The organism is Rhizobium sp. BK491 (genome assembly GCF_014194925.1).
Lineage (GTDB): Bacteria > Pseudomonadota > Alphaproteobacteria > Rhizobiales > Rhizobiaceae > Rhizobium.
In genome coordinates, this window is the sequence record NZ_JACIAR010000001.1 from 935,923 (window position 1) to 961,866 (window position 25,944).

At 60.7% G+C, this 25,944-nt stretch carries 24 protein-coding genes; 16 read left to right on the forward strand and 8 right to left on the reverse strand.

The window, feature by feature from the left end; translation table 11 throughout:
• Positions 1-100: 100 nt before the first annotated feature.
• Entirely contained in the window at positions 101-1,954 is a 1,854-nt protein-coding gene (locus FHX05_RS04695) for an ABC transporter ATP-binding protein (protein ID WP_183870802.1), read from the reverse strand.
• Positions 1,955-2,347: 393 nt separating this feature from the next.
• Between FHX05_RS04695 and FHX05_RS04700 the strand changes: the two genes are divergently transcribed.
• The gene (locus tag FHX05_RS04700) at positions 2,348-2,845 is read left to right on the forward strand and encodes a tRNA (cytidine(34)-2'-O)-methyltransferase (protein ID WP_183870803.1); all 498 of its coding nucleotides are present in this window, start codon (positions 2,348-2,350) and stop codon (positions 2,843-2,845) included.
• A 77-nt stretch (positions 2,846-2,922) separates the two neighbouring features.
• Positions 2,923-4,074 carry a hypothetical protein gene (locus FHX05_RS04705; RefSeq protein WP_183870804.1) on the forward strand — a complete coding sequence of 384 codons (1,152 nt, stop codon included), beginning with the start codon at positions 2,923-2,925 and terminating at the stop codon, positions 4,072-4,074.
• Between the two features lie 87 nt (positions 4,075-4,161).
• On the opposite strand, the gene FHX05_RS04710 is transcribed toward FHX05_RS04705, so the two are convergent.
• Positions 4,162-4,422 (reverse strand): hypothetical protein, encoded by a 261-nt coding sequence (locus tag FHX05_RS04710; RefSeq protein ID WP_041677939.1) that lies wholly within the window; start codon positions 4,420-4,422, stop codon positions 4,162-4,164.
• 171 nt (positions 4,423-4,593) lie between these two features.
• Between FHX05_RS04710 and hemF the strand changes: the two genes are divergently transcribed.
• From hemF to FHX05_RS04725, 3 genes are all read left to right on the forward strand, one after another.
• Positions 4,594-5,505 carry an oxygen-dependent coproporphyrinogen oxidase gene (hemF, locus tag FHX05_RS04715; protein ID WP_183870805.1) on the forward strand — a complete coding sequence of 304 codons (912 nt, stop codon included), beginning with the start codon at positions 4,594-4,596 and terminating at the stop codon, positions 5,503-5,505.
• Between the two features lie 184 nt (positions 5,506-5,689).
• On the forward strand, positions 5,690-5,968 hold the full coding sequence (locus tag FHX05_RS04720; protein ID WP_015340633.1) for a hypothetical protein: 279 nt from the start codon (positions 5,690-5,692) through the stop codon (positions 5,966-5,968).
• Positions 5,969-6,094: 126 nt separating this feature from the next.
• Positions 6,095-6,280 carry a DUF1059 domain-containing protein gene (locus FHX05_RS04725; RefSeq protein ID WP_075851104.1) on the forward strand — a complete coding sequence of 62 codons (186 nt, stop codon included), beginning with the start codon at positions 6,095-6,097 and terminating at the stop codon, positions 6,278-6,280.
• Positions 6,281-6,309: 29 nt separating this feature from the next.
• Here FHX05_RS04725 and FHX05_RS04730 read toward each other — a convergent pair whose 3' ends face one another.
• The 3 genes from FHX05_RS04730 to FHX05_RS04740 are packed head-to-tail and all read right to left on the reverse strand — an operon-like array spanning position 6,310 to position 8,818.
• Positions 6,310-7,566: a CCA tRNA nucleotidyltransferase gene (locus tag FHX05_RS04730; protein ID WP_183870806.1), complete on the reverse strand. Its 1,257-nt coding sequence runs from the start codon at positions 7,564-7,566 to the stop codon at positions 6,310-6,312.
• A complete protein-coding gene (locus FHX05_RS04735; protein ID WP_183870807.1) occupies positions 7,563-8,198 on the reverse strand; it encodes a CoA pyrophosphatase in 636 nt (211 codons plus the stop codon). The genes FHX05_RS04730 and FHX05_RS04735 overlap by 4 nt, the downstream gene beginning before the upstream one ends.
• Entirely contained in the window at positions 8,195-8,818 is a 624-nt protein-coding gene (locus FHX05_RS04740; protein WP_112604882.1) for a DUF1285 domain-containing protein, read from the reverse strand. Before FHX05_RS04740 ends, FHX05_RS04735 begins: the two co-directional genes overlap by 4 nt.
• A gap of 167 nt (positions 8,819-8,985) precedes the next feature.
• Here FHX05_RS04740 and FHX05_RS04745 point away from each other — a divergent pair, with 167 nt between their 5' ends.
• The 5 genes from FHX05_RS04745 to FHX05_RS04765 are packed head-to-tail and all read left to right on the forward strand — an operon-like array spanning position 8,986 to position 16,264.
• Positions 8,986-9,999 carry a MoxR family ATPase gene (locus FHX05_RS04745; protein ID WP_183870808.1) on the forward strand — a complete coding sequence of 338 codons (1,014 nt, stop codon included), beginning with the start codon at positions 8,986-8,988 and terminating at the stop codon, positions 9,997-9,999.
• 26 nt (positions 10,000-10,025) lie between these two features.
• Complete coding sequence (locus FHX05_RS04750; RefSeq protein WP_183870809.1) at positions 10,026-10,946, forward strand: DUF58 domain-containing protein; 921 nt, start codon at positions 10,026-10,028, stop codon at positions 10,944-10,946.
• Positions 10,943-13,765 (forward strand): DUF4159 domain-containing protein, encoded by a 2,823-nt coding sequence (locus FHX05_RS04755; RefSeq protein ID WP_112604873.1) that lies wholly within the window; start codon positions 10,943-10,945, stop codon positions 13,763-13,765. Before FHX05_RS04750 ends, FHX05_RS04755 begins: the two co-directional genes overlap by 4 nt.
• 1 nt (position 13,766) lies before the next feature.
• Positions 13,767-15,839 (forward strand): hypothetical protein, encoded by a 2,073-nt coding sequence (locus FHX05_RS04760; RefSeq protein WP_183870810.1) that lies wholly within the window; start codon positions 13,767-13,769, stop codon positions 15,837-15,839.
• A 2-nt stretch (positions 15,840-15,841) separates the two neighbouring features.
• Positions 15,842-16,264 carry a GNAT family N-acetyltransferase gene (locus FHX05_RS04765; protein ID WP_112334296.1) on the forward strand — a complete coding sequence of 141 codons (423 nt, stop codon included), beginning with the start codon at positions 15,842-15,844 and terminating at the stop codon, positions 16,262-16,264.
• Between the two features lie 34 nt (positions 16,265-16,298).
• Here FHX05_RS04765 and FHX05_RS04770 read toward each other — a convergent pair whose 3' ends face one another.
• Positions 16,299-16,871, reverse strand: coding sequence for an N-acetyltransferase (locus tag FHX05_RS04770; RefSeq protein WP_183709450.1), 573 nt, complete (start codon positions 16,869-16,871; stop codon positions 16,299-16,301).
• A gap of 324 nt (positions 16,872-17,195) precedes the next feature.
• Here FHX05_RS04770 and FHX05_RS04775 point away from each other — a divergent pair, with 324 nt between their 5' ends.
• On the forward strand, positions 17,196-18,185 hold the full coding sequence (locus tag FHX05_RS04775; protein WP_183870811.1) for a glutathione S-transferase family protein: 990 nt from the start codon (positions 17,196-17,198) through the stop codon (positions 18,183-18,185).
• Between the two features lie 15 nt (positions 18,186-18,200).
• Here the strand turns inward: FHX05_RS04775 and FHX05_RS04780 are convergent, their stop codons facing one another.
• Positions 18,201-18,692 (reverse strand): NUDIX domain-containing protein, encoded by a 492-nt coding sequence (locus tag FHX05_RS04780; RefSeq protein ID WP_183870812.1) that lies wholly within the window; start codon positions 18,690-18,692, stop codon positions 18,201-18,203.
• 50 nt (positions 18,693-18,742) lie between these two features.
• On the opposite strand from FHX05_RS04780, the gene FHX05_RS04785 reads away from it, so the two are divergent.
• The 5 genes from FHX05_RS04785 (at position 18,743) to FHX05_RS04805 (ending at position 23,845) form a co-directional block, all read left to right on the forward strand.
• Entirely contained in the window at positions 18,743-19,681 is a 939-nt protein-coding gene (locus FHX05_RS04785; RefSeq protein WP_183709446.1) for a metallophosphoesterase, read from the forward strand.
• Positions 19,682-20,068: 387 nt separating this feature from the next.
• The gene (locus tag FHX05_RS04790) at positions 20,069-20,581 is read left to right on the forward strand and encodes an RNA polymerase sigma factor (protein WP_112334292.1); all 513 of its coding nucleotides are present in this window, start codon (positions 20,069-20,071) and stop codon (positions 20,579-20,581) included.
• A gap of 3 nt (positions 20,582-20,584) precedes the next feature.
• On the forward strand, positions 20,585-21,424 hold the full coding sequence (locus FHX05_RS04795) for an anti-sigma factor (RefSeq protein WP_183870813.1): 840 nt from the start codon (positions 20,585-20,587) through the stop codon (positions 21,422-21,424).
• A gap of 100 nt (positions 21,425-21,524) precedes the next feature.
• Positions 21,525-21,728, forward strand: coding sequence for a hypothetical protein (locus tag FHX05_RS04800; protein ID WP_183870814.1), 204 nt, complete (start codon positions 21,525-21,527; stop codon positions 21,726-21,728).
• Positions 21,729-22,000: 272 nt separating this feature from the next.
• Positions 22,001-23,845, forward strand: a complete 1,845-nt coding sequence (locus FHX05_RS04805; RefSeq protein WP_183870815.1) for an ABC transporter ATP-binding protein — start codon at positions 22,001-22,003, stop codon at positions 23,843-23,845.
• Between the two features lie 69 nt (positions 23,846-23,914).
• On the opposite strand, the gene leuA is transcribed toward FHX05_RS04805, so the two are convergent.
• Positions 23,915-25,621, reverse strand: a complete 1,707-nt coding sequence (gene leuA / locus FHX05_RS04810) for a 2-isopropylmalate synthase (protein ID WP_183870816.1) — start codon at positions 25,619-25,621, stop codon at positions 23,915-23,917.
• Positions 25,622-25,944: the final 323 nt, after the last annotated feature.

Genomic DNA, 25,944 nt, shown 5'->3' on the forward strand with positions numbered 1-25,944 from the left:
CATCGTCTTCCAGACTTCTTCGTTACGTTTTGGATTTCTGAAAAATAGCCACTCAGGAAACAACGACTGGGGCACCTTGGCGCCCCAGTCGTCCGTCTCATTATTGTGCCGCCGTCTCGACCTCTTCATGGTCGGCGAGGAAGCCACCCGACTGCCGGCTCCAGAGTTCGGCATAGATGCCGCCCTGCTGGACCAGCGCCTGATGTGTGCCCATCTCGATGATCCGGCCCTTGTCGAGAACGACGAGGCGATCCATCTCGGTCAGCGTCGACAGGCGGTGGGCGATGGCGATCACCGTCTTGCCATGCATCAGCGCGAAGAGGTTTTCCTGGATCGCCGCTTCCACTTCGGAATCGAGCGCCGAGGTTGCCTCGTCGAGCACCAGGATCGGCGCGTCCTTCAGGAAGACGCGGGCGATGGCGATACGCTGCCGCTGGCCGCCTGACAGTTTCACACCCCGCTCGCCGACCTGAGCGTCGAGCCCGGTGCGGCCATGCATATCCACCAGACCTTCGATGAAGTCCCAGGCATTGGCGCGCTTGGCCGCCTGGATGATGTCCTCATCGGTGGCGTCCGGACGGCCGTAGGCGATGTTGTCGCGGATGGAACGGTGCAGCAGCGAGGTATCCTGCGTCACCACACCGATCATCGAGCGAAGGCTGTCCTGCGTCACACCCGCGATATCGTGGCCGTCGATGGTAATGCGACCGCCCTCCAGATCGTAGAAGCGCAGCAGCAGGTTCATGAGCGTCGTCTTGCCGGCGCCGGAACGGCCGACAAGGCCGACCTTTTCGCCAGCGCGGATATCGAGGGTCAGATCCTCCATGACACCCTTCGCCTTGCCGTAATGGAAGCGAATGTGGTCGAAGCGGATCGCGCCCTGCTTGGCCACGATCGGCGATGCCGCGGGCTTGTCGACGATATCGTGCGGCTTCGTCATCATCTCCATGCCGTCATAGACGGTGCCGATGTTTTCGAAGAGCGCCGAAACTTCCCACATCACCCATTGCGACATACCGTTGACGCGCATCGCAAGGCCGATGGCGATGGCGATGGAGCCGACCGAGATCGAGCCGCTGAGCCAGAACCAGATCGACAGAGCCGAGACGATGAACAGCGCCGCGCAGTTGTTGAAATAGACCGAGGCGTGGAACAGCGTGACCTTGCGCATCTGCTTGTGCACGGTATTGAGGAATTCCTCCATACCCGCCCTGGCATATGTCTCTTCGCGGCCCGCATGCGAGAACAGCTTCACCGTGGCGATGTTGGTGTAGCTGTCGACCACACGGCCCGTCATCATCGAGCGCGCGTCGGCCTGCTGCGCGGCGATCTTGCGCAGCACCGGCACGAAATAGGCGACGATGGCGATATAGACGCCAAGCCAGACCAGGATCGGAATCATCAGCCGCCAGTCGGCCGCCGCGATGACGAGGATCATCGACAGGAAATAGGTGACGACGTAGACGAAGACATCGAGGATCTTCATGACCGTTTCGCGCACGGCAAGCGAGGTCTGCATTACCTTGGTGGCGACGCGGCCTGCGAACTCATTGGCAAAAAAGGTCATGCTGTGGCGCAGCAGGAAGCGGTGCATCTGCCAACGCGCGATCATCGGATAGTTGCCGAGCAGCACCTGGTGCATGATGAAGCTGTCGAGGATCGCCGCAGCCGGCAAGCCGATCAGCACCATCGCCCCCATCCAGAACAGCTTGTGCCATTCCGTCTGCAGGAAGGTCGCCTTATCCGCATGCGTCAGCCAGTCGACGATATCGCCGAGGAACTGGAACAACGCCACCTCGCCAATCGCGATCGACATGGTGAGAATGCTCATGGCGATCAGCCAAGGCAGGGCCGGCTTGGAATAATGCCAGCAGAAGGCGAAGAGGCCACGCGGCGGCGTATCCGGCACCTCACTCGGAAATGGATTTAGTCGGCGTTCGAACCAGCTAAACATGGAAATGCTCCAAAGACTCGACCCTTCGACCACCCACTGCGCTGAAAGATCGCAGATTCATATGGTGGCCGGGCGGTAAAACGACGAGGCCATAGTGGCCGCGCAATGACTTAAAGAAGGGGGATACTTGCGAATATGCGCCTAGTAGCGCTCTTCAAATCCGTGGGTTCACGGCACCGAGGCGCAGCATCATAAACAAGATATCCATCTGAGCCTCCTTCTTTCGCAAGTTGTAGAGCAGGCGTCTTTTAGCGCGACTTTTTCTGTTTGAAAAGCGAAATATGCCTGAAAAATGGGCTAAATCCTTCAATTCTGCTGATGGGAGACATCACAGAAATGAAGGACACGCGAAAAATCTGGGACAAATCCAGGCGATTTCGCTAGTTGCAACATATGACCAAGCTCCGCATCGCCCTCTACCAACCCGATATTCCCGGCAACACTGGCACGATCCTGCGGCTTGCCGCCTGCCTCGGCCTCGGCGTCGACATTATCGAGCCAGCCGGCTTCGACATATCCGACCGCAATCTGAAGCGCGCCGGCATGGATTATCTTGCCGCCGTCAACCTGACCAGGCACGTCAATTGGGAGCGCTTCGAGGCATGGAGACGGGAAAGCGGACGTCGGCTGGTGCTGGCCTCCACAAAGGCCGCGCAGCGCTACACGGATTTTACTTATCGCGACGACGATATTCTCCTCTTCGGCCGCGAAAGCGCCGGTGTGCCGGACCACGTGCATGACAGAACCGATGGCCGCATCCTGATCCCCATGGTCGAGGGTCAGCGCTCGATCAATGTCGCCATGTCCGCCGCTATGATTTCAGGTGAAGCACTGCGGCAAACACAATGGCCGTCGTCCTCGGCACCGAGCCTGAATGTCGCACCGGAATAGACGTTGGCACGCCGGATAAAGTGTGAGAAGCTTCGCTCTGGAATGCTCTAACTCAGGCAGCCTTGACGAGGTGACCCATGTTCCAGACGGCATTCACGCTTTCCCTTACGCAGTTCGCCCGTACACTAAGCCTCCCCGAACGGCTCCAGCACTCCCCTTTGCGCAACCTTGCGCTTGAAGGCCTTCGCCAGCGCAACCTCGCTCTCGATGCGCTGTTCTACGACGTCAAGGTCATCACACCCGAAGAAGCTTTCTACATCAGTGACTCGCTCGCCGCCGAAGGCGCGATCCTGATCGTGCCGCCAAGCGGTCTTGGGGCGCTCACCCTCTGCGAAACCATTGATGAATTCGTCTTGCGCGGCGGCGGTAATGCCCGGGCGCTCGCAGTCGCCGGCATCGGCGGTTCCGCGCTCGGTGCGGCCGCCTTTGCCCGCAATGTGGCCGATGCGATCGACGCGCCGGTCGCGGTCGTCGTCTCAGGCTACGGCATAGCCGATGCCATCACCGAAGCCTTCGGCGGATCGTTTTTCTTCGGTCATTTGAGGGGGCTGCGGCCGCTGCTTGAAAGCCTGGATGATCTTGCCGGCCGGCCCAAGGTTGGAGCGCAGCGCGATGGAACTGCGGCCCGCACCAGCCTGGACACCAGAACGGTGCAGGCGCTTCTTGCCGATCCCCGCCTTTCCTTCCGTCTGCTGACCGGCCACTCCAAGGGAAACCTCGTGCTGTCGGCTGCACTCCATAACCTCTGTAAACAGGATGAAGCGCGGATCACCGAGTTGGCGCGGCATGCAAAGATCGTGACGATCGGCGCACGCATCGCTATGCCGCCTGTTTTCACGGATGTCGTCGACGTCATGGGGGAATGGGACTGGTTCGGCGAAATCAACTCCCGAGCATTCATTCATGCCGATCGGCGTGTTGCGCAAGCGTGGCATCACACGAACACCGACTTGGGCGGGCACCTGCCGGTGACCACCACGCTGATGGAAATTCTCGCGGCATCGCCCATCGCCGGAAATCAGAAAGCTGGAGAACACCAAGCTGCAAGGCTCGGTGCCGCGGCCGAACCGGCGGCAATACCAGAGACAAAGTCTCCTCCGGCTCCGGCCGGCGGCACTACGACTGCAATCGAGAAGGTCAAGAAAGCTATCTCCGCGAGGCCGATGCCAAGCGCTCAGCCGCCCGCATTCGGCCCGTCGGATGATACGCCACCGCCCGTACCGCATTGAACTCGCAGCACATCGCCAACGCGCCTCGGAGAAACGGGAACGCACTTCGAGAGCCATCACCCGTCGATGCGGGCCATGTCGCCCAGTTCAGTCCGCCGATGGCAGACGCCGCATGGTGAACTCGATGCGATCGCCGTCGACCTGGCGCCAGCTTTCCACTTCAGTCCAATAGGCAGCCTTGGGGAATTCGTTGAACCATTCACGCGCCTTTTCGCGCGCTTCCGGGCGACTGAGACAAAAGGTCTCGCGAACGAATTCGCTCTTTCCACCGGCGGGATGGTCCTGCCGGTAACGGAATATTCTGTTTCTCAACCCATCCAGGGGCGGCGGTCCGGGTATCTTCATGATAAAACCTCGCCTTTGAGAGAGGGAACATAATACCGCAGTGTGAAATTTGCGAGTCGATTCTCCTGCGGCGTTGCTGCACTGGCTGCGCCGCAATCTTGCTGATATTCCAAATCACGATACATACGGTGCGAATCGCGGGCCGCCGGCTGCTCGCATCGTCGGAGAGCGTGAATGGAACGACCCAATCTTCCCAAGGGATTACCCGAGGATATTGAAGAAAAGAAGGAGGCAGCGCGAAACTGGTTCGAAGGCCTGCGCGACACGATCTGCGCGGAGTTCGAGCAGCTGGAAAGCGAGCTGACCGGCCCTCTTTCCGACCAGGAACCGGGCCGCTTCATCGCCAAGGACTGGCAGCGCGACAAGGGCCAGGGCGGCGGTGGCCGCATGTCGATGATGGAGGGCCGCGTCTTCGAAAAGGTCGGCGTCCACACCTCGACGGTCTATGGCGAATTCTCTCCCGACTTTCGCAGCCAGATTCCTGGCGCCGAGGAAGACCCCCGCTTTTGGGCCTCGGGGCTCTCGCTGATCGCCCACCCCGTCAATCCGAATGTGCCGGCCGTGCATATGAACACCCGCATGGTGGTGACGACGAGCCAATGGTTCGGCGGCGGCGCCGACCTGACGCCGGTGCTCGATCGCCGCCGCACCCAGGAAGATCCGGACAGCGCCCTCTTCCATCGCGCCATGCAGATCGTCTGCGATCGTCATGCCGTCGCCGACTATCAGCGCTACAAGAGCTGGTGTGACGAATATTTCTTCCTGAAGCACCGCAACGAGCCGCGCGGCATCGGCGGCATCTTCTTTGACTGGCTGCATTCGACAGAGGAAGCCGGTGGCTGGAACGCGGATTTCGCCTTCACGCGCGACGTCGGCCGCGCCTTCGCGATGGTCTATCCGCGCATCGTCCGATCCAATTTCAACGAAACATGGACGGAAGAAGACCGCGATGAGCAATTAATTCGCCGCGGACGTTATGTGGAGTTCAATTTGCTCTACGATAGGGGTACAATATTCGGGTTGAAGACAGGCGGTAACGTCGAGTCGATCCTATCGTCTCTGCCGCCGGTGGTGCGTTGGCCTTGAGGCGTGTCGCGTAAGCTGGGCGGCAATTTTGCGATCGCGGCATGCGGGAAACCTCAAGCGCAGTAAACGATTGAAAGATCGCGATGCGCTTGAACGTTCAACATTAAATGATCGGACAACGCCCTGAAATCAGCGGGAGGAGTGCCTAAGTGACCTAATGCTCGTTCAATCGGAGGAGGTTGTAATGGCAGCAGAGAAACAAGTCACGGAAGCTTCGAAGGAACAGAAACTATCGCGCACCGTCGATAGTCCGGAGTTCATCATCCGACTGGCAGAGGATATGCGGACCCGCAGTGGATCCGATCTACCGCTCTCCTGCTTCCTGGAGCAGGTGAGGATGCAGCTGGCGGGCAAATCTCCAAGCGATATCGCCCGCTTCGCGGCCGATCGTTCGGCCAAGCAGGCGCCTATCACACGATATCAATCCTCGGATTGCTTCAAATCCTGGGCAATGCCGGATTAATGTCCGGAAGGCCGCCACCGGCAAGCGGAAGGCTTGCCGAACGGCAGAAACCTTTTCTCGTTCGTTGCGTTTAGGCCTTCAGGTCCTTTGTAGGGCGAGAATCCGTTGAAAGATGAGGAGGAAGATATGCGACTGTTCGAATGTGGTACGCTCGTGCCCGGTTGCGCCTGGCACACCCGCGCCAAGGATGACGCCGAGGTGGTGCGCCGCGCGGTCGAGCACATGCGCGAAGCGCATGGCGAAACCATCATCCGCGAAAACATGGTCGACAATATCAAGGCCCGGATTCGCGACGAGGCCAACGCGGCCTGATTGGCGGGCCCGCCAGTCAGGCCTCATTATCAGGCATTGGCCAAATCCTTTAGTCGGGCGAGAAGGCTCGCCCGGTTCATCGCAAAATTCCCGTCTAGCCACTCCTGCTCGATCTTGCCGAGAAGCTCGCCCACGCGCGGCCCGGCACCGACGCCCGCGGCAAGCGCATCCGCGCCATTAAGCGGGAAAGCAGGCTTCTTCCAGTTTGACGCTCGTTCCAGCAATTTCCCAAGCCGCGCCACGCGCGCCATTTCCTCGAAATCGCCCTCCGCCTTGCTGCGGGCAACGGCCAGCGCGAGCTTCAGGCGAACCGCAACGCCGGTTTGATCATGGCGATAAAGCAGGCGATCGAAGGCCACTTCCGAGATGTCGTCCTTGACGATCGGCGCATTCGCCCAAGCCTGCAGATAGGCGCCTTCCGCTTTCGAGAGGCGCAGCCGCTCGGCAAGCTTGGCAAGCCTTGCCGCATCGGGCGGTACGATGGCAGCAAGGCGAAGCAGAGCCTCCGCCGGCCAACCGAGAGCCTGTTCGACGGCAATCAATCCAGGAATGGCGTCGATTCCCCATTTCTCGGTTTCCGGCAGCACTTCGGTCAAAATGCCGATCTGGCGCATCCAAAGCAGCGCCCTGCCCGGGTCTGGAGCCGCCAGCAGCTTCTTCATTTCCGACCAGACACGCTCTGCCGAGAGTGTTGAAATCTTTGATTTTGCCGCAGCACAGGCGCGCAAGCCCTCCGCATCCGGACGGCCGCTGCCGTAATAGGCGAAAAAGCGGAAGAAGCGCAGAATCCGCAAATGATCCTCGGCAATCCGCGTCGCCGCATCGCCGATGAAGCGAATGTTGCGGCGCTCCAGATCGGCCAGCCCGCCGACAAGATCCACGACCTCGCCGTCGGCGGATGCATAGAGCGCGTTGATGGTCAAATCGCGCCGCTCGGCATCAGCCTGCCAATCCCGGCTGAAGGCCACGACGGCACGGCGCCCGTCTGTTTCGACATCACGCCGCAAGGTCGTGATTTCAAACGGTTTTCCATCAATGACCAAAGTGACCGTGCCATGCGCGATGCCCGTCGGCACCGCCTTGATCCCTGCGGCTTCTGCTCTCTCCACGACCGTTTCGGGCAGGAGGGTCGTCGCAATGTCGATATCGGCGACTGGCAGGCCCATCAGACTATTGCGGACGGCGCCGCCGACCACGCGCCCCTCGCCGCCATCGGCATCGAGCAGCGCCAGCACCCGCTGCAATGCCTCATCGCGAAACCAGGCCTCATCGGCAACGGACATCATGTGTAAAGCCTTTCATAAAGCGTGCGGACGATGCCGGCGGTAATGCCCCAGATCATGCGCTGTCCATAGGGCATGCGGTAGAAATGGCGTTCAGTCCCCTGCCATCGCATCGTGTCGGTCACATGATGGTCGGGGTTCATCAGGAAGGAGAGTGGCACCTCGAAGGCATCCTCCACTTCGGTCGGATTGAGGGCCAGATGAAAACCGGGTTTTACCACGGCAAGAATGGGTGTGATGCGAAAGCCGGTCGCCGCCAGATAATGCGGCAGCCGCGCCACCGGCTCGATGAAGATGTCGGCAAGCCCGATTTCCTCCCCCGCTTCGCGCATCGCCGCCATTTCCGGCGACGCATCTTCCGGATCGATGGCCCCGCCCGGAAAGGCGATCTGGCCGGAATGCTTGCGGAGCGTCGATGTCCGGAGCGTAAAAATCACCCTGGCATCGTCGCCGTTGTCGACGACGGGCACAAGCACCGCGGCATCCTTGAGCTTCAGGTCCGCGACCTGCGATATGGTCTCGGGATTGAGGAGATGATCGCCGTGATCGCGCCAGGCAAGCTCCACCGGCCCACCACTTTGATGGAGGGCGCGACGGCGGAACTCGTCCGCGGAATAAAGGGGAAATTCATTCATCGAGTCAGTGCATCCAATTCGGCAACCGGCATGACGGGAAAGATGGAGCTGCCGGAACGCACGCAGAAGATCTCTCGCCCGGCAATCTCCACCGGTTCGCCGAGTTCGATGAGATCGTACATGACCGCACGCGTCACCAGAGCCTCGAGCCGCCCGCGGACATGCAGATAAGGCTTCAGCTCGTCGTTCTCGCCGCGTATGACGAAGCGGATCGGATGGTCCCTGCCCGCCTCGACGACATCGCCGACATTCGTGCGGAAGGTCAGCACCCGTCTGCCCTCACGCTCCGTCACGCTCATCTCGACGGCCACGAAAGGCGCATCGACGACGCGAATGCCCACCTTTTCCACAGGGGTGACGAGATAGGTCTTGCCGTCGTCATCCTTGCGCAGAACTGTGGAAAACAGCCGCACCAAAGGCGCGCGGCCGATCGGCGTGCCGAGATAGAACCAGGTACCGTCGGCGCGGATCTCCATGTCGATATCGCCGCAGAACGGCGGATTCCAGCGATCGACCGGCGGCAGACCCTTCTTGGAGCCGCCGCTATCACCGGCGGCGCGCGAAATCAGCGCCGCGAGGCTTGCGGCATCGCCCGTTGTCCTGATTTCCTCGGTTGCCATTCTTCTGTCCCGGTTGGTCGTTAGTCCCGAATATGACAGTTCTCACGAGATAGTCATTTGAAACGTGCTTGTCAGCGGTCTTGCTGGCGATAAGTTGTATTGATTATGAGGCAAATGTGTAACGTCTGCGAATCGCGCGCACCGTTTTTCTGCCATTGGAGACGCAAATGGGCATGATCAAATCGACCGAAACGAGCCTCGACGAGCAGGCCATCATCGCCTCGGCCGAAAAGGCACTGGACGATATCGCCGCCGTTCGCCAGGAGGTGTCGAAGGTCATTTTCGGTCAGGAAAGCGTCGTTGAAAACACGCTTCTGGCCGTTCTTGCCGGCGGTCATGCCCTGCTGGTCGGCGTGCCGGGTCTTGCCAAGACGAAGCTCGTGACGACACTCGGCGCCGTCCTCGGCCTTGCCTCCAACCGTGTGCAGTTCACGCCGGACCTGATGCCCTCGGATATTCTCGGCTCCGAAGTCATGGACCAGGATGAAACCGGCCGCCGCTCTTTCCGCTTCGTCAAGGGACCGGTCTTCGCGCAATTGCTGATGGCCGACGAAATCAACCGCGCCTCGCCGCGCACGCAGTCCGCCCTTCTGCAGTCCATGCAGGAATATCACGTCACCATCGCCGGCCAGCGTCATGACCTACCCGCGCCCTTCCACGTTCTCGCAACGCAGAACCCGCTGGAGCAGGAGGGCACCTACCCGCTGCCGGAAGCCCAGCTCGACCGTTTCCTACTGCAGGTCGATGTCGATTATCCCGAACTTGCCGACGAGCGCCGCATCCTGCTCGAAACCACAGGCTTGAGCGAAGTGACGCCGCAGGCTGTTATCGACTCCGAACGCTTGCTGGAAATCCAGCAGCTCATCCGCCAGATGCCCGTCAGCGACGGCGTTGTCGATGCGATCCTGTCACTCGTGCGCTCTGCCCGCCCGGGCCAGGGCAATGCCTCCACAGACAAGCATGTCGCCTGGGGTCCAGGTCCACGTGCCGGCCAGGCGATGATGCTCTGCGCCCGTGCCCGCGCCCTTTACGAGGGCCGGCTTGCCCCGTCGATCGACGATATTCACGCACTTGCCGAGCCAATATTGGAACACCGCATGGCGCTGACTTTTGCAGCCCGCGCCGAAGGCATGTCCGTACGCGATGTCATTTCAGGGCTGGTCAAGCAGTCGAAATCGTGACCCGGATGTCGAGGAGAGTATAGCGCGTGGCATCCATCGGACAGACAGTCAGACCGACCTCAGGCAATAATGCCCTCTCCCGAGCCCGCAGCCGTGCCGCCCTCGTGCCGGATTGTCTCGTCGAGGCCAAGCGCATCGCCAACACGGTCATTGCCGGATGGCACGGCCGCCGCAAGCGCGGCATCGGCGAGAATTTCTGGCAGTTCCGCCCCTATACCGAAGGTGAAAGCCTGTCGCGCATCGACTGGCGGCGCTCGGCCCGCGACGATCATACCTATATCCGCGATCATGAATGGGAAGCCGCCCACACGATCTGGCTCTGGGCCGATCTCTCGCCATCCATGATGTATAAGTCGACCTATGGCCATGTGTCCAAGGAGGGTCGCGCGCTCGTCCTGATGCTGGCGCTGGCAGAAATTCTTTCCCGCTCCGGCGAGCGTATCGGCTGCCCCGGCATCATGGAGCCGGTTTCGACCCGCAATGCTGCCGAGCGCCTGGCCGCAGCGTTGATGCATACGCCGCTCGAAGGCGGCCTGCCGCAGACGGCGATGATCCGCGGCTGGAGCGATATCGTGCTGATCGGCGATTTTCTCGACGATGCCGATAGCGTCATGGGCAAGATCGGACCATTGGCACGTCGCGGTCTGCGGGGTCATGTGATCGAGGTTGCCGATCCCGCCGAAGAACTCTTTCCCTATAGTGGACGCACCGAATTCAGCGATCCCGAAACGGGCTCGAAGCTGATCGCCGGCCGCGCGGAAAACCTGCGTGACGACTATCAGCGCGCCTATGTCGCGCGGCGCGAAAATCTCGGCCAGTCGCTGCGCCATCTCGGCTGGACCTTCGTCAGCCACCGCACGGACCGGCTGGCTTCCGAAGCCCTGGTCGCCGTGCATATGTATCTCTCAGGCATGCCCGCGAGGGTCGCGTCAGGAGGCCAGCTTTGAGCGGCCTCTCCTTTGCATTCGCTTCGCCGGCCATCTTGGCAGCGCTCATTCTGCTTCCCGCGATCTGGTGGCTGCTGCGCTTGACGCCGCCGCAGCCGCGCACGGAAGTGTTCCCGCCGCTGCGCATTCTGGCGAGCATCCTCAAGCGCGAGGAGACGCCCGCCCGCAGCCCTTGGTGGCTAACGCTGCTGCGCATGCTGCTTGCCGCCCTCGTCATTCTCGCCATCGCCAATCCCATGTTCAATCCGCGCACCAACACGCTGTCGAGCGGCGGCCCGCTGGTGCTGATGATCGACAATAGCTGGGCGAGCGTCTCCGACTGGGAACGCCGTGTGCGTACGGCCGACGCTCTGATCGACGATGCCGACGCCAAGGGCATTCCCGTTTCGATCGCCTTCACCGCCGAACAGGGCAACGATGCGACCCCGAGTGCGGCAATAGCTGCCCGAGACAAGCTGCATGCAATGAACCCGAGGCCGCTGGTGCCGGATCGGCAACGCGCCACCGATGCCGTCAAGGCGGCGCTCAATGGCAGCAAGCCCGGCACCATCGCCTTCATCTCCGACGGTATCGAGAGCAAGGCCAAGGACGATATCGTCAGCCGCCTTGCTGCCCTGCAGCCAAGCGAGCTGCGGCTCATCGAGGGCGATGGCCGCGATATCATGGCGCTTACCGGCGCAGCCAATACCGCCAGCAACATGACCGTCACGGCCACACGGCTGGACGGCAGTGGCCCGATGCGCCTCGGGCTGACGGCACAGGACAATCAGGGACGGCCGATTGCCGTCGGTTCGCTCGATTTCTCGGGCGGGCAGACAGTTGCGACCGGGTCCATCGCCGCGCCCTTCGAAATGCGCAATGATTTCGCCCGCATCAGCATCGACCGCCAGGCAAATGCCGGCAGCGTCTATCTGCTGGACGACGGTTTTCGCCGCCGCCGCGTGGCGCTCCTCTCCGGACAGGCCGCCGACGAATTCCAGCCGATCCTGTCGCCGCTCTATTATATCCAGCGTGCGCTTCAACCCTATGCCGATCTGACCCAGCCCAACAGCGCCGATCTGGCGAAGTCGATCCCGCAACTGCTCGCGGGCAATCCCTCCGTCATCATCATGGCCGATGTCGGCCGCCTGCCGCAGGAAACCTATGCGCCGCTGCAGAAGTGGATCGAAAATGGCGGCACGCTTGTCCGCTTTGCCGGCCCGCGCCTTGCCGCGGCACCCGCCGACGATCCCTTGGTCCCGGTCACACTGCGGCAGGGCGAGCGCACATTCGGCGGCGCCCTTTCCTGGGCCGAACCGCAGCCGCTTGCCGATTTTCCGTCGTTCGGCCCCTTCGCCGGCATGCCGAAGCCGAACAACGTCCTGATCAAGCGGCAGGTCCTGGCCGAGCCGACACCGGATCTGGCCGAGCGCACCTGGGCAAGCCTTGCCGACGGCACGCCGCTCGTCACGGAAAAGCAGATGCAGGCCGGCCGCATCGTGCTCTTCCACGTCAGTGCCGAGCCGCAATGGTCCGATCTGCCGATATCGGGTGATTTCGTTGAGATGCTGCGCCGTATCGTTCAGCTGTCGCGCGCCGGCGGCGTCGCGTCGGGACAAGGAGTTGCCAAGGCAAGCGAAGCGATGCCGCCCTACCGGCTCTTGACCGCCAAGGGCGTGTTGACCAGCGAGATCGGCAGTGCCCGCCCGCTGGAACCAAACAACAAGGGAGCCGCAGTCGCAAGCTTCGACAATCCGCCCGGCCTCTATGGTTCCGAAGAGGGTTTCAGCGCGCTCAATACCCTGCCGAGCGGCACAGCGCTCAAGCCGCTGGATGCCTCGGCAGCTGGTGCGGTCGCACGCGAGGGCCTGATCGGCGGCGAGGCCTGGTCGGCAAAGCCGATCCTCTTCACCCTCGCCTTCCTCCTCCTGCTGGCGGACAGCATCATCGTGCTGTTTATGAACGGCGCCTTTCCGCGCCTGGGCCGATCGGCAAAGACGATCGCGGGTGGTGCGGCAATGCTGCTGCTGGCCGTCTCGCTCGCCATGTTCTTACATCCGGTAAGCGTCCTGGCCGACGATTCCAAACCGGGCGACGACACCATCTTCTCGCGGCTGGACAAGACACACCTTGCCTATGTCGTGACAGGAGAAACCGACGTCGATCACATTTCGGAGCGCGGGCTTGCAGGCCTCTCCGACTATCTCACCTATCGCACGACGCTCGAACCCGGCCCGCCGGTAGGGGTGGATCTTGCCAAGGATGAACTCGCCTTTTATCCGCTGATCTACTGGCCGATTTCTGCAACCGCACCGATGCCGTCCAGTGACGCCATCAATCGCATCGATGCCTATATGCGCAATGGCGGCACCGTGCTCTTCGACACCCGCGACGCCATCGATACGATGGGTGACACCTCGTCACCAAGTCCGAACGGCCAGCGGCTGCAGCAAATCCTTGCCAATCTCGATATCCCTCCCCTGGAGCCGGTGCCTGCGGGCCATGTGCTGACCAAGTCCTTCTATCTGCTGTCGAGCTTCCCCGGGCGCTATGCCGACAGCCCGCTCTGGGTGGAGGCGCGCCAGGATGCGCGACGCGACGCGAATGCGGTCGCGACCTCAGACGGGGTAACGCCGATCATGATCACCGGCAATGATTTTGCCGGGGCCTGGGCCGTGGCCGACAATGGCTCGCCGCTGCTGCCGACCGTGCCTCCGGACGAGACCCAGCGCGAATATGCCTACCGTACGGGCGTCAACATCATGATGTACATGCTGACCGGAAATTATAAGTCCGATCAGGTCCACGTTCCCGATATCCTGCAGCGCTTGGGGCAATAATATGAATATCGGCTTTGCCCCCTTCCTCCCCTGGCCCGTGCTTGCCGCTTTGGCGGTGCTGACGCTCGCCATTGCGGCGCTCGCAATCTACAGGCGCCTGCGGGGCGGCTGGATTCGCGCTCTGGCGGGCATCGCTCTGCTTGCGGCACTCGCCAACCCGGTGCTGATGCAGGAAGATCGCGATCAACTGTCGACGATCGTTCCCGTTGTCGTTGACCGCAGCCTCAGCCAGCAGACGCCGGAACGTACCAAAATGACGGACGAAGCTCTGGCGATGCTCAAGGATCGGCTGGCCCAATTCCCCCGTATTGAGCCGCGCATTGTGGAATTCCGCGATCCGGCGGAATCGGAATCGCCGTCGACAAGGCTTTTTTCCGCCCTCTCCTCGTCGATCGCGGACGTGCCGCCCGCCCGCATCGGCGGTGCAATCTTCCTGACCGATGGCCAGATCCATGACATTCCCGGCGTCAATCAGCAGCTCGGCTTTGACGCGCCCGTCCACGGGTTGATCACAGGCAAGCCGGACGAATTCGATCGCCGCATAGAGATCGTGCGCGCCCCGCGCTTCGGCATCGTCAACGATGAACAGCAGCTGGTCTTTCGCGTCGTCGACGACGGCAAGAGCCCTGGCGGTACCGCAGCAGTCACAGTCAAGATGAATGGCGACGAGATTGCCACACTGCAGGCCACGCCCGGCCAGGACACACCCTTCAGCTTCAAGGTGCCGCGTGCCGGCAACAATGTCCTCGAATTTGCGGTCGCCGAAGTGCCTGGCGAAGTCACCGGCATCAACAATCAGACGGTCCAAGTGATCGAAGGCATCCGCCAGAACATGCGCGTTCTCCTCGTTTCGGGTGAACCGCATGCCGGCGAACGTGCCTGGCGCAACCTTTTGAAATCGGACGCATCGGTCGATCTCGTGCATTTCACCATCCTGCGTCCGCCGGACAAGCAGGACGGCACGCCGATCAACGAGCTGTCGCTGATCGCCTTTCCCACACGCGAGCTCTTCGTCGATAAGATCAATTCTTTCGACCTGATCATCTTTGACCGCTATCAGGACCGCCAGAACGTCCTGCCGACGATCTATTATGATTACATGGCTCAATATGTCGAAAATGGCGGCGCCTTGCTTGTCGCGGCCGGCCCCGAACATGCCGGCGGCAGCTCTATCGCTCTGACGCCGCTTGCCTCGGTCCTGCCGGCCGAGCCGACGGGCCAGATGATCGAGAAAGCCTTTTATCCGCGACTTTCGGACCAGGGCAAGAAACACCCCGTCACGCGGGGGCTGGACGGCTCTGAAACCGAGCCACCGCATTGGGGCCGCTGGTTCCGCAGCGTCGATGTTGAAAGACCTCAAGGCCAGACCGTGATGGTCGGTGCCGATAACAGTCCCCTGCTAGTGCTGAACCGCGTCGGCCAGGGTCGTGTCGCCATGCTGCTCTCCGACGAAGGCTGGCTCTGGGCACGCGGTTTCGAAGGCGGCGGCCCGCATGTGTCGCTTTACCGCCGCATTGCCCATTGGCTGCTGAAGGAGCCGGCGCTGGAAGAAGAAGCCCTGACCGCCAATGCTGCCGGGCGCACGCTGCAGGTAACGCGCCAGACGATCGGCAACGATCCCGGTCCCGCCACGATCAAAACGCCATCGGGCAAGACGGACACCCTGCCGCTGAAGCAGACGCAGCCGGGCCTCTATCAGGCGGAGAAGCATATGGGCGAGATCGGCCTCTACCAGATCGCCAGCGGCAATCTGTCGACGCTGGTCCATATCGGCGCCATCGACGCTCCGGAATTCAAGGCCATGATCTCGACCACCGAAACACTGAAACCGCTCGCACAGAAGACCAAGGGTCTCGTTACCCGCGTTACCGGTGCAAATGGCGGCGTGACGGTGCCGCAGGTTCTGCCGGTTCGCGGCGCCGTTCGCGTCGCCGACGGTCAGCGCCTGACCATCCGCATGACCGACGAAACCGTGCTGAAGGGGATCAATACCCTGCCCTTGTTTGCAGGCTTTGCCGGTCTCGCCGCCCTCCTCTTTGCTTTCTCCGCCACGTGGTGGCGCGAAGGACGGTGACCATGAAGATCGACGTGACCGATACGCCATCGGAAAGCGACCTTGCGGCTATCAGCGAAGGATTGACGGCGTTCAACACCGCGGACGTCGGGCCATCCGCTCGGCAATCCCTGGCTGTTCTGATCCGCGACGATACGGGCAAGACCATCGGCGGCATATCCGGCTATACCGCCTGGGGGTGGCTGTTCACGCAATGGCTTTTCGTGCCGGAAAGCCTGCGCGGCCAGGGCATGGCCGGAAAGCTTCTGGACGCGGCGGAGGCGGAAGCAAGCGCGCGTGGCTGTTTCGGCGCGTGGATCGATACCTTCAATCCACAGGCGCTGAAAGCCTATCAGCGGCAGGGTTATGCCGTCTTCGGCGAATTGCCGGATTTCCCGGCCGGTCGCAGCCGGTTCTTTCTGCAGAAGAAATTGTCGCCCCGCTGAGATTCGAGCGGGGCAATCTTTCGATGATAACGCCCTAGACGGCAATCGCCGTGAGCTGCACGACATCGTCCAGATCGTCGTCTTCGGCTTCCACAGCTGCAGTGGAATCATCGCGCCATGCGATCGAGCCTTGCAGCCGCGCATGCGTGTCTGCGGCGATCGGCACCACCAGCACCCGATTGGGATCGACAGGCCCCGGGAAGGTCAGTGCGTTGTAGGCAACCTTTTCGAAACCGAGCGGGCAATAATAGGGCGGATCACCGATCAGGATGACGGCTTCCGATCCCTTGCGCTGAGCAGCGGCCACCGCGATCCGCACAAGCTCGCGGCCGATCCCCTTGTTCTTGTGCGACGGACGTACGGCGAGCGGACCGAGGAGATGTCCCTTGACCGATCCGGCCAGCACCGGCGTCATCCGCACGGAGGCGATCGTTTCGCCATCATCGGCGCAGATGAAGGACAGCGAATGGTCATGCGGCCCTTGCTCGCGAATGCGAGCAGCGGCACGGGTAAACCGTCCCGGACCGAAAGCTTCTTCGTTGATGAGTTCGATTGCAGCGTCGTGCGACGCATCCTCAGTGAGGTAGACCAGATCGTGCTTGTACATTAGCCCAGACAACCAGTAGACGGACGATATTGTTCCCGAAAGCGCTCATCGAGCGTTCAAGATCATCGGCGTCGTCGCAGGCTTCTGGTTACTTTCATGACAAGGGGTCCTTAAACTGTGAAAAGCCCGATAGCAGGAAATATTCGGCGCGTCCAATGCAAAATGCATCCAGCTGTTCATTCATGCAAGATCGGTCGACATCGCGTCTTTTCTCGACCTTGACGGCACCTATGACGCAGTGTTCATCATTTGCCGTCTCGAAATCCGGCGTGCATGCCGTATCTCTGGAGATAGAGTTCGGCAGTTTCCCGAAAGGATGAAGCAATGGGCATGTTGGTGGACGGCGTTTGGCATGACGTCTGGTACGATACCAAGGAGACGAAAGGCCATTTCAAGCGCGCCGCCTCGCAGTTTCGAAACTGGGTGACCGCCGATGGCAGCGCCGGCCCCACAGGCACCGGCGGCTTCAAGGCAGAGGCCGGTCGCTATCATCTCTATGTGGCACTTGCCTGCCCCTGGGCGCATCGCACCCTGATCTTCCGCAAGCTCAAGAAGCTGGAGGAGCTGATCTCCGTCTCGATCGTCGATCCGCTGATGGTTGAAAACGGCTGGGAATTCAAAGGAACGGACGGCGGCACCGTCGACCATCTCTTTGGCGCAACGAAGCTTTGGGAGGTCTATGTCAAAGCCGATCCGCATTATTCCGGCCGCGTGACCGTTCCCGTTCTCTGGGACAAGCAGACCGGCACGATCGTCAACAACGAATCTGCCGAAATCATCCGCATGTTCAACACGGCCTTCGACGGCCTGACCGGCTCCACGGCGGATTTCTATCCTACTGATTTGCGGGCCGAAATCGATGCATTGAACGAGCGCGTCTACGATACGGTCAACAACGGCGTCTATAAGGCCGGCTTCGCGACCTCGCAGGAAGCCTATCAGGAAAACGCGCTCCGTCTCTTCGAAACCCTCGACATGCTGGACCAACGACTGGCAACGCAGCGCTATCTATTCGGAGATCGCCTGACGGAGGCCGACTGGCGGCTGTTCACGACACTCGTCCGCTTCGATGCCGTCTATGTCGGGCATTTCAAATGCAACATCCGCCGCATCGCCGATTATGCCAACCTCTCGGCCTATCTGCGGGATCTCTACCAGGTCGCCGGCGTTGCGGAGACCGTCAATCTCGACCACATCAAGAACCACTATTATCGCAGCCACAAGACCATCAATCCGACAGGCATCGTGCCGATCGGGCCGGAACTGGATTTCGATCGCCCGCACGGGCGCAAGCGGCTGGCAAAAGTCGCCTGACCCAAGCCTCGGAGGCTACCAGTAGCTGGAGGGAGCCGATGCACCTTCCAGCTCCTTCAGCCGGCGATAGGTTGCCTTCGTCGTGCCTGGCGGCAGCGCATCGACCGGAAAGAAGCCGCTTTCGACGATCTCGCGATCCGGTTTGCGCGGCGCGGTCTGGGTCACCTCGACGCGATAGAAGACGACGTGGTCGCGTTTGCTGGTGTGATTGTTGAAATAGACGTGGAAGAGCTGCGGCTTGCCTGCGATCACCAGATTGCCTTCCTCGCGCAGCTCCTTTTCAAGCGCCTGCGCCACAGTCTCATGGCGTTCGACGCCGCCGCCGGGCATATGCCACCCGGCGATATAGGAATGCCGAACCAGAAAAATCCGCCCTTCGCCATCGAAGCAGGCGGCGCGCACGCCGATCGTCATGCTGCGGGTCAGCACGAAATAGACATGCAACGCGCGGCCGAACAGACGCACAGCCAAACCCTGCCTTTCATCGCGTCGATTGTCTTCACTCATGCCTGAACCCCGGCATCGTGATCTGCAATCGGATCGAGGATGTATTTGTTTTGACAATAGAGTGGGCTATGTCTCATCCCATGTTCAAGCTCGCGCATATTTCCGATGTTCACCTTGGTCCGCTGCCACGTCTTTCGATCAGAGAACTCGCCTCCAAACGCATTACCGGATTTGTGAACTGGCACCGGAACCGGCGCAAGCATCTTTTTGGCGATACGCTTGATCTCCTTCTTGACGACATCAAGGCGAAACAGGTCGATCATCTGGCCGTAACCGGCGATCTCGTCAACCTTGCGAGCGGCATGGAGATCCAGACAGCTGCCGCATGGCTGAAGACTGTCGGCGATCCCTTTCACACATCCGTCGTTCCCGGCAACCACGATGCCTATGTGCCGGGCGCATACGAAAAGGCCATGCGCTCCTGGTATCCCTATGTTCGCGGCGACGAGGCTCCCGCCGAATGGCAGGAGGACCAGCGCATTTTCCCTTATCTGCGTATCCGCGGTCAGGTTGCTATTGTGGGATGCTCCACAGCCGTCGCCACCCCACCCTTTGCCGCAAGCGGCTTCTACTCCTCACGCCAGGCCCGCGAGACGGTGAATATACTGCGCGCCGCCGGGGATGCCGGGCTCTTTCGTGTCGTCATGATCCATCACCCGCCGATTCGCGGCGCGACCAGCTTCTACAAGCGGATGATCGGCATTCGCCGTTTCGCAGCCGTCATCTCCACCGGCGGCGCCGAACTCGTCCTGCACGGCCATACACATCTCAACACCCTGCACTGGCTGCGGGGGCACATGGGTTCGGTTCCCGTCGTCGGGATCGCCTCCGCATCGCAAGGGGTCGGCGGATTGAAGCCGCGCGCCGCCTATAATCTCTTCACCATCGCCGGCCGTCCCGGCGCCTGGGAACTGAAAGCGGAGCGTTATAGCCTCAGCGACAATGGCAGCGGCGTCGACCCCGAAGGCTTCGATATTCTGGCGACATGACGAGCTTTTTGCGTCGTCGCGCGCATCGTTTCGGTAGCGTTTTCTAAGATACGGAGCTACAATCTAAGCACTGAAATTCCGAAATAAGGGATGCATTGTGAGGAGCGACGCATGCCAGCTTTCGAAGCCTGTATCTGACTAGTTTACTGCTCCTTGGAGAGCTTGGGCCAACATTGGTGCAGTACGGGTTGGGACATTGTGGGATAGCGCATTAAGGATGACGGTCAAACGCGCGGGTGCTTTTGAAGACTTGCGAAACGGCAGGAAAATGGTTCATACCAGCACAGGACGATTATTCCGCTCGCATCACCTTTCTTACGGGGAAGGCCGTCGATCGCGGAAGCAAATTGCCGATCTGACAACCTCCAACGCCTTCCTGGAACCATCATGCCAACGCCGGTAGCAGCCATCGATATCAGACGCGATCTGGTCGGTCTTCTTCCGAAGCTTCGCCGCTTTGCTGTGACGCTGACCGGCGATCTTGCCGAGGCGGACGAGCTTGTCCAAAACGTCTGTCAGCGCGGCATAGCCAAGTTCCACCTCTGGAACAGCGGCGGCAAGCTGGAAAGCTGGCTCTATACCATGGCCCGGCACCAATGGGTTGACGAAGCGCGACGTCACAAGCTGCGTCCCGCCGGCAAGGGCAATGCGCTGGAACAGGGCGATCCGGCATCACAAACCCATTTAAATCCGGTGGAAGCCGGTGAAGCGCATCGCCTGGTCACATCTTTGCCAGAAGGACTTGCCAGTGTCTTCCTGCTGGTCGATGTCGAAGGACACAGCTACAAGCAGGCGGCCGATGTTCTCGGCATCCCGTTGGCGGCGGTGACATCAAGGCTCTCCAGCGCACGCCTTTACCTCGCCTCCCAGGGTCATAGCCGCTCGTCCCGAAGGTTTTAAGCATTGCAAGATATGAAGAAAACGCCGCTCGAAGTCCGCTTGTCCGCCTTCATGGATGGCGAGACGAGCCGCGAAGAAAAAGAAGAGCTGGAAAAGCTCATTGCTTCCGACGCGGACGCCCGGCGTATTTTCGATGAGCTGAAACACGGCTCCGATGTCGGCCGCAAGGCTTTCGATGAGGTTCTGAAGGAGCCGGTACCGCTGGCCCTTGTTCGCTCCATCAAGAGCGCTCAGCCTCCGAAGACCCGAGAGCCATCTCCGCGTATTACCAGGCATTCGCTGAAACTGGCGCCGACGGGTAAGCAATCATTGGCCGCGGCCCTTATCCTGTTCGCCGTCGGCGGCGGCATCGGCTATCTTTTCGGTATGCAGCCCGCTGACGTCCCGGCGAGCCCTCCGCCGACCCCGTCACAGCTTATGACTCGCAACTGGCTGGACGATATTGCCGCCTACCACCGCATCTATGCGCGCCAGCCGCAGCATATGGTAGAGTTGCAGGCAAGCCAGTTGGACGAGATCACCAAGTGGCTGGCAAGCACCGCCGGCGTCAAATTCAACTTTCCGGATCTCGCAGCTGATGGTCTCGTCTTCCAGGGCGCGCGCATGTCCATCGCCGCCGGTAAGCCTGTTGGCCAGCTGATCTACAAGAACCTCGATGGCGATGTCGTCGCCATCTGCTTTACCAAGACGGACGGCATCGCCGACGACGATTTCAGCGAAACCATCAAGGACGATATCAGCATCGTATCCTGGCATCGCAACGGCACTACCTATGCGATCGTTGGCCCCTCCTCGAATGCGATGCTCGATCAGATCGCCAATCGGGTATCCTCGGAGATATGACTGATATCCCATCCGTTTTGCCGCTTGCAGCCACCAGCCGGTCGATGGATAATGGATGCGGTAATCGCGTGGGGTCCGATAGTCTTGCTGGAGTTTCAACATGTCCGACGTTCTGCTGACCATTCCTGAAATCGACAGGCGTATTGCGGCGATCAGGGAAAATCTTCGCAAACTGATTGAGCAGGCAGCAGCCTTTTCCGGCGCCGCCGACGAAGAGCGGGCGTCCGAGCGGATAGCCGAACAGGAAGAAGAGCTCGAGCGTCTGACGAAGCGACGCGATGAACTTGCCAAAGGCCAGGCCTGAGCAAAATTCACCATTGAAACATATATATCCTCGGACGGCCTCGACGCGAGCCGTGTAAAGGACGGTATTCGCTCATCTATGTCGAACGATCCCCGATACAATTGCTGCTGACATCGGCACCGATACAAGCTATGTAGGTTGCAGCGACCAATGAGGAGAGCACTCTGATGAAAAATCACGGCACAGGAAATCACCGCTGAAAAGCAGTGCCGTGAAGGGCTGCTTTATCGGCCCGACCATCAGATTGATATCTTTGCCCGTGGAGGGCACTCATGTTTCGTCGCTTCGAAGAGCTTGTCGATCCATTTCAGGATCATGACGAGCCGCAGCCATCACTCAAGGCCTGGCGCTATCTCCTAATTAACCTTCGTCCGTTTCGCACAGTCATGGCGATGAGCCTCAGCCTGACTGTCATCGGCGCGTTCATCGAGATCTGGCTCATCGGCTATTCCAGCAGGCTGGTGGATAATCTGGCCGTCGCCCGGCGGGAAGACTTTTGGGTATCCGAAGGGTTGGGCCTGCTCGCTGCAGCCGTCCTCGTCCTGATCGGAAGGCCGCTTGCCGGTTATCTCCGCGAAAGCCTGGATGACATCGCGTTCCGGCCAAATGCCGAGACCCTGTTCCGTTGGCGGGCTCATCGTCACGTTCTTCGGCAATCAGTCGGCTGGTTTCGCCAGGATTTTTCCGGGCGTATCGCGAGCCAGGTGCGCGACATCGGTACGGCGGCAACGGGCGCCGCCTATGCTGTGCTGCACACGCTGTCTTTCGTCACGATCTATGTGGCCGGCTCGCTCTGGCTGATGGCCTCGATCGACTCGCGCCTGATCTGGCCCCTCGCCGTCTGGCTTCTCTGCTATCTCGCACTGATGGCCTACGTCATCCCTCGCCTGCAGAAGGCCTCCGCGCAATATCAGGGAGCCTATGCCGAGCTGACGGGAATGCTGGTGGACAGCTATGCCAATATCGACCTCATCAAGCTTTTTGCCGATGCCAAGGCGGAAGACAAGGAAGCCCGTCGTCGTTTCGCTCAAACCCGCGAGACATTCGTTCGGGTGCAGAAGCTTGAGGTGCTTGTCAATTCGAGCATGCTGTTCCTCGGCAGTTTCCTCATCGTCGCGCTTGTCGGCTATGCGGTCGTCCTGTGGCAGTCCGGTGGCGCGCCGCTAGGGCTGATCGCGGCATCACTCGCCTTGAGCTTCCGCATAACCGGCATGGCCGAATGGATGCTGGATGCCGTTTCCTCGCTCTTTGCCCATCTCGGCGCCATGCGGCAGTCATTGATGACCGTCTCGCAGCCGCTTGCGATTACCGATGCGCCGGACGCCGAGCCGCTTGCCATCGCCAAGGGCGAGATCGTCTTTCGGCAAATCACGCATCACTACGGCAAGGGAGATGGCGGGCTCGACGGCGTTTCGCTTCGAGTTGCGGCGGGCCAGAAAGTCGGTCTTGTCGGCCGCTCCGGCACCGGGAAATCGACGCTGGTTAATCTGCTGCTTCGTTTCTTCGATCCGGAGGGTGGCATCATCGAAATCGATGGACGGGATATTCGGCAGGTGACGCAGGATAGCCTGCGCCGGCAGATTGCCGTGGTCGGCCAGGAGGCATCGCTCCTTCACCGCTCCATCCGCGATAACATCGCCCATGGCAATCCGCATTTTTCGGAAAATGCGATTCTGGCTGCCGCCGAGAAGGCTGCCGCCAGCGATTTCATAGCAAAGCTGCGGGATCAGGAGGGGCGTACGGGCTTCGACGCTCACGCCGGCGAACGCGGCGTCCAGCTCTCGGGCGGTCAGAAGCAGCGCGTTGCAGTTGCGCGCGCTATCCTGAAGGATGCCCCGATCCTGGTGCTCGACGAGGCAACCTCCGCCCTCGATTCGGAAGTCGAAGCCGAAATTCAGGATACGCTTTACGGCATCATGGAAGACAAGACCGTGATCGCCATCGCGCATCGCCTGTCGACCATCGCGCGGATGGACCGCATTGTCGTGCTCGACCAAGGCCGTATCGTCGAGGACGGCACGCATTTAGAGCTGATCGCCCGGAACGGCATCTACGCGACGCTGTGGTCGCATCAATCCGGCGGCTTCATCGAAGGTGACGAGCCAGCGGCCGGCTGATGTGCAATAAAAGTGCCCCCTCAAAAACCGAGGGGGCTTTCAAACCAGAACTGGAAGCCAGCCAGAACCTTAGGCCGCCTTGACTGCAAGCACCCGGTTCGCCGCCGATACGATCGCCTCGAGGGATGCCGCGACGATATTGGTGTTGATGCCGGCGCCGAAAAGCTTGCCGCCCGGATAAGAGACCTCGACATAGGAGATCGCCGCAGCGTTGGAGCCGTGCTGGAGCGAATGCTCGGAATAATCCTCGACCGACATCGGAATGCCGAGATAAATCGAGAGCGCATTGATGAAGCCGTCGATAGGGCCATTTCCCCTGCCCTCGATGCGCTTTACCTCGCCATTGTCGGTGATCTCGGCCGCGACGATGCGCTGTCCCTTATGCTCGGGATCGGCGAAAGTGTGGTGATCGACGAAGCGGATCCGCGCGTCCGGCTGCGTCACATAGCGCTCGATGAAATGCTCATAGATGCGCTTGGACGGCAGTTCCTTGCCTTCCTCGTCGGTGATGCGCTGGATCTCCTCGCGATATTCCACCTGGAGATTGCGCGGCAGGTTCAAGCCGTAGTCCTGCTGCATGATATAAGCAATGCCGCCCTTGCCGGATTGCGAGTTGATGCGAATGATCGCCTCATAAGTGCGGCCGACATCCTGCGGGTCGATTGGCAGATAGGGCACTTCCCACACCGGATCGTTGGCGACCTTGGCAGCCTTCATGCCCTTGTTGATCGCATCCTGATGCGAACCGGAGAAGGCGGTATAGACCAGCTCGCCGACGTAAGGGTGACGTTCGCCAATCGCCATCTGGTTGGAATATTCGAAGACTTCCTTCATGCGCTCGATGTTGGAGCAATCCAGCTCCGGATCGACCCCTTGCGTGAACATGTTCAGCGCCATGGTGACGACGTCGACATTGCCGGTGCGCTCACCATTGCCGAACAAGGTGCCTTCGACGCGATCGGCGCCCGCCATCAGCGCCAGCTCGGCGGCGGCGATGCCGGTGCCGCGGTCATTGTGTGGATGCAGGGAGATGATCAGGTTTTCGCGGTTGTCGAGATTGCGGCACATCCACTCGATCTGGTCGGCATAGATGTTCGGCGTCGCCATTTCGACCGTCGACGGCAGATTGATGATCAGCTTGTTATCAGGCGTCGGTTTCACGACGTCGATGACGGCGTTGCAGATCTCCAAAGCCACGTCCAGCTCGGTGCCGGTGAAGCTCTCAGGCGAATATTCGAAGCGATAGCCGCCGCCGGCCTTGGCCGCCATGTCGGTGATCATCTTGGCCGCATCGACGGCGATCTGCTTGATGCCCTGCACATCCTTGGCGAACACAACGCGGCGCTGCAACTCGCTGGTGGAATTGTAGAAATGGACGATCGGCTTATTGGCGCCTTGCAGAGCCTCGAAGGTGCGGGTGATCAATTCCGGGCGGCACTGGACCAGAACCTGCAGCGATACGTCGGCAGGCACATTGCCTTGCTCGATGCACCAGCGGGCAAAGTCGAAGTCGGTCTGCGAAGCCGACGGGAAGCCGATCTCGATTTCCTTGAAGCCCATATCCAGCAGCAGCTGGAACATGCGCGCCTTGCGGTCATGGCCCATGGGATCGACAAGCGCCTGATTGCCGTCGCGCAGGTCGACCGAGCACCAGATCGGCGCCTTGGTGATGACCTTGGACGGCCAGGTCCGGTCGGGAATGTTGATCTGGGGATAGGCGCGGTATTTCACCGCTGCCTCGGGCATGCCTTTGGGGGAATGGCTGTTCGCGTCCATGGTCTCGTCTCTTCCTTTCCCGTCATTTCGTCCCGCGTCTTAGCCGATCGGATGCGGCTTGGCGATGACAAATGCGGACCCTTTGCGGGTAAGCTGTCGATTTTAGGGTAAGTCGCGAGGAGCGATGGCCAGCGGGCTTTTCGGCCGCCGGGCGCTCCTCAAAGGACCCGGCAACCGCGCGTAAGGCCGAGGAGGAGAAGCGAGGTAAGGGCGCGCGTATTGTCACGCAGGGTAACGCGCCCACGTGCAATCTGTTCGGAAATCTTTGCGCCATTCAGCTTCATGGCCGCGCTTATAGCCGCCGGATCAAAAAGAAGCAACCC

Excerpts from the sequence above, each read along its gene's own strand:
- FHX05_RS04695 (WP_183870802.1), bottom strand. The coding sequence starts at position 1,954 with ATGTTTAGCTGGTTCGAACGCCGACTAAATCCATTTCCGAGTGAGGTG.
- FHX05_RS04700 (WP_183870803.1), top strand. The coding sequence starts at position 2,348 with ATGACCAAGCTCCGCATCGCCCTCTACCAACCCGATATTCCCGGCAAC.
- FHX05_RS04705 (WP_183870804.1), top strand. The coding sequence starts at position 2,923 with ATGTTCCAGACGGCATTCACGCTTTCCCTTACGCAGTTCGCCCGTACA.
- hemF (WP_183870805.1), top strand. The coding sequence starts at position 4,594 with ATGGAACGACCCAATCTTCCCAAGGGATTACCCGAGGATATTGAAGAA.
- FHX05_RS04720 (WP_015340633.1), top strand. The coding sequence starts at position 5,690 with ATGGCAGCAGAGAAACAAGTCACGGAAGCTTCGAAGGAACAGAAACTA.
- FHX05_RS04725 (WP_075851104.1), top strand. The coding sequence starts at position 6,095 with ATGCGACTGTTCGAATGTGGTACGCTCGTGCCCGGTTGCGCCTGGCAC.
- FHX05_RS04730 (WP_183870806.1), bottom strand. The coding sequence starts at position 7,566 with ATGATGTCCGTTGCCGATGAGGCCTGGTTTCGCGATGAGGCATTGCAG.
- FHX05_RS04735 (WP_183870807.1), bottom strand. The coding sequence starts at position 8,198 with ATGAATGAATTTCCCCTTTATTCCGCGGACGAGTTCCGCCGTCGCGCC.
- FHX05_RS04740 (WP_112604882.1), bottom strand. The coding sequence starts at position 8,818 with ATGGCAACCGAGGAAATCAGGACAACGGGCGATGCCGCAAGCCTCGCG.
- FHX05_RS04745 (WP_183870808.1), top strand. The coding sequence starts at position 8,986 with ATGGGCATGATCAAATCGACCGAAACGAGCCTCGACGAGCAGGCCATC.
- FHX05_RS04760 (WP_183870810.1), top strand. The coding sequence starts at position 13,767 with ATGAATATCGGCTTTGCCCCCTTCCTCCCCTGGCCCGTGCTTGCCGCT.
- FHX05_RS04765 (WP_112334296.1), top strand. The coding sequence starts at position 15,842 with ATGAAGATCGACGTGACCGATACGCCATCGGAAAGCGACCTTGCGGCT.
- FHX05_RS04770 (WP_183709450.1), bottom strand. The coding sequence starts at position 16,871 with ATGTACAAGCACGATCTGGTCTACCTCACTGAGGATGCGTCGCACGAC.
- FHX05_RS04775 (WP_183870811.1), top strand. The coding sequence starts at position 17,196 with ATGGGCATGTTGGTGGACGGCGTTTGGCATGACGTCTGGTACGATACC.
- FHX05_RS04780 (WP_183870812.1), bottom strand. The coding sequence starts at position 18,692 with ATGAGTGAAGACAATCGACGCGATGAAAGGCAGGGTTTGGCTGTGCGT.
- FHX05_RS04790 (WP_112334292.1), top strand. The coding sequence starts at position 20,069 with ATGCCAACGCCGGTAGCAGCCATCGATATCAGACGCGATCTGGTCGGT.
- FHX05_RS04800 (WP_183870814.1), top strand. The coding sequence starts at position 21,525 with ATGTCCGACGTTCTGCTGACCATTCCTGAAATCGACAGGCGTATTGCG.
- FHX05_RS04805 (WP_183870815.1), top strand. The coding sequence starts at position 22,001 with ATGTTTCGTCGCTTCGAAGAGCTTGTCGATCCATTTCAGGATCATGAC.
- leuA (WP_183870816.1), bottom strand. The coding sequence starts at position 25,621 with ATGGACGCGAACAGCCATTCCCCCAAAGGCATGCCCGAGGCAGCGGTG.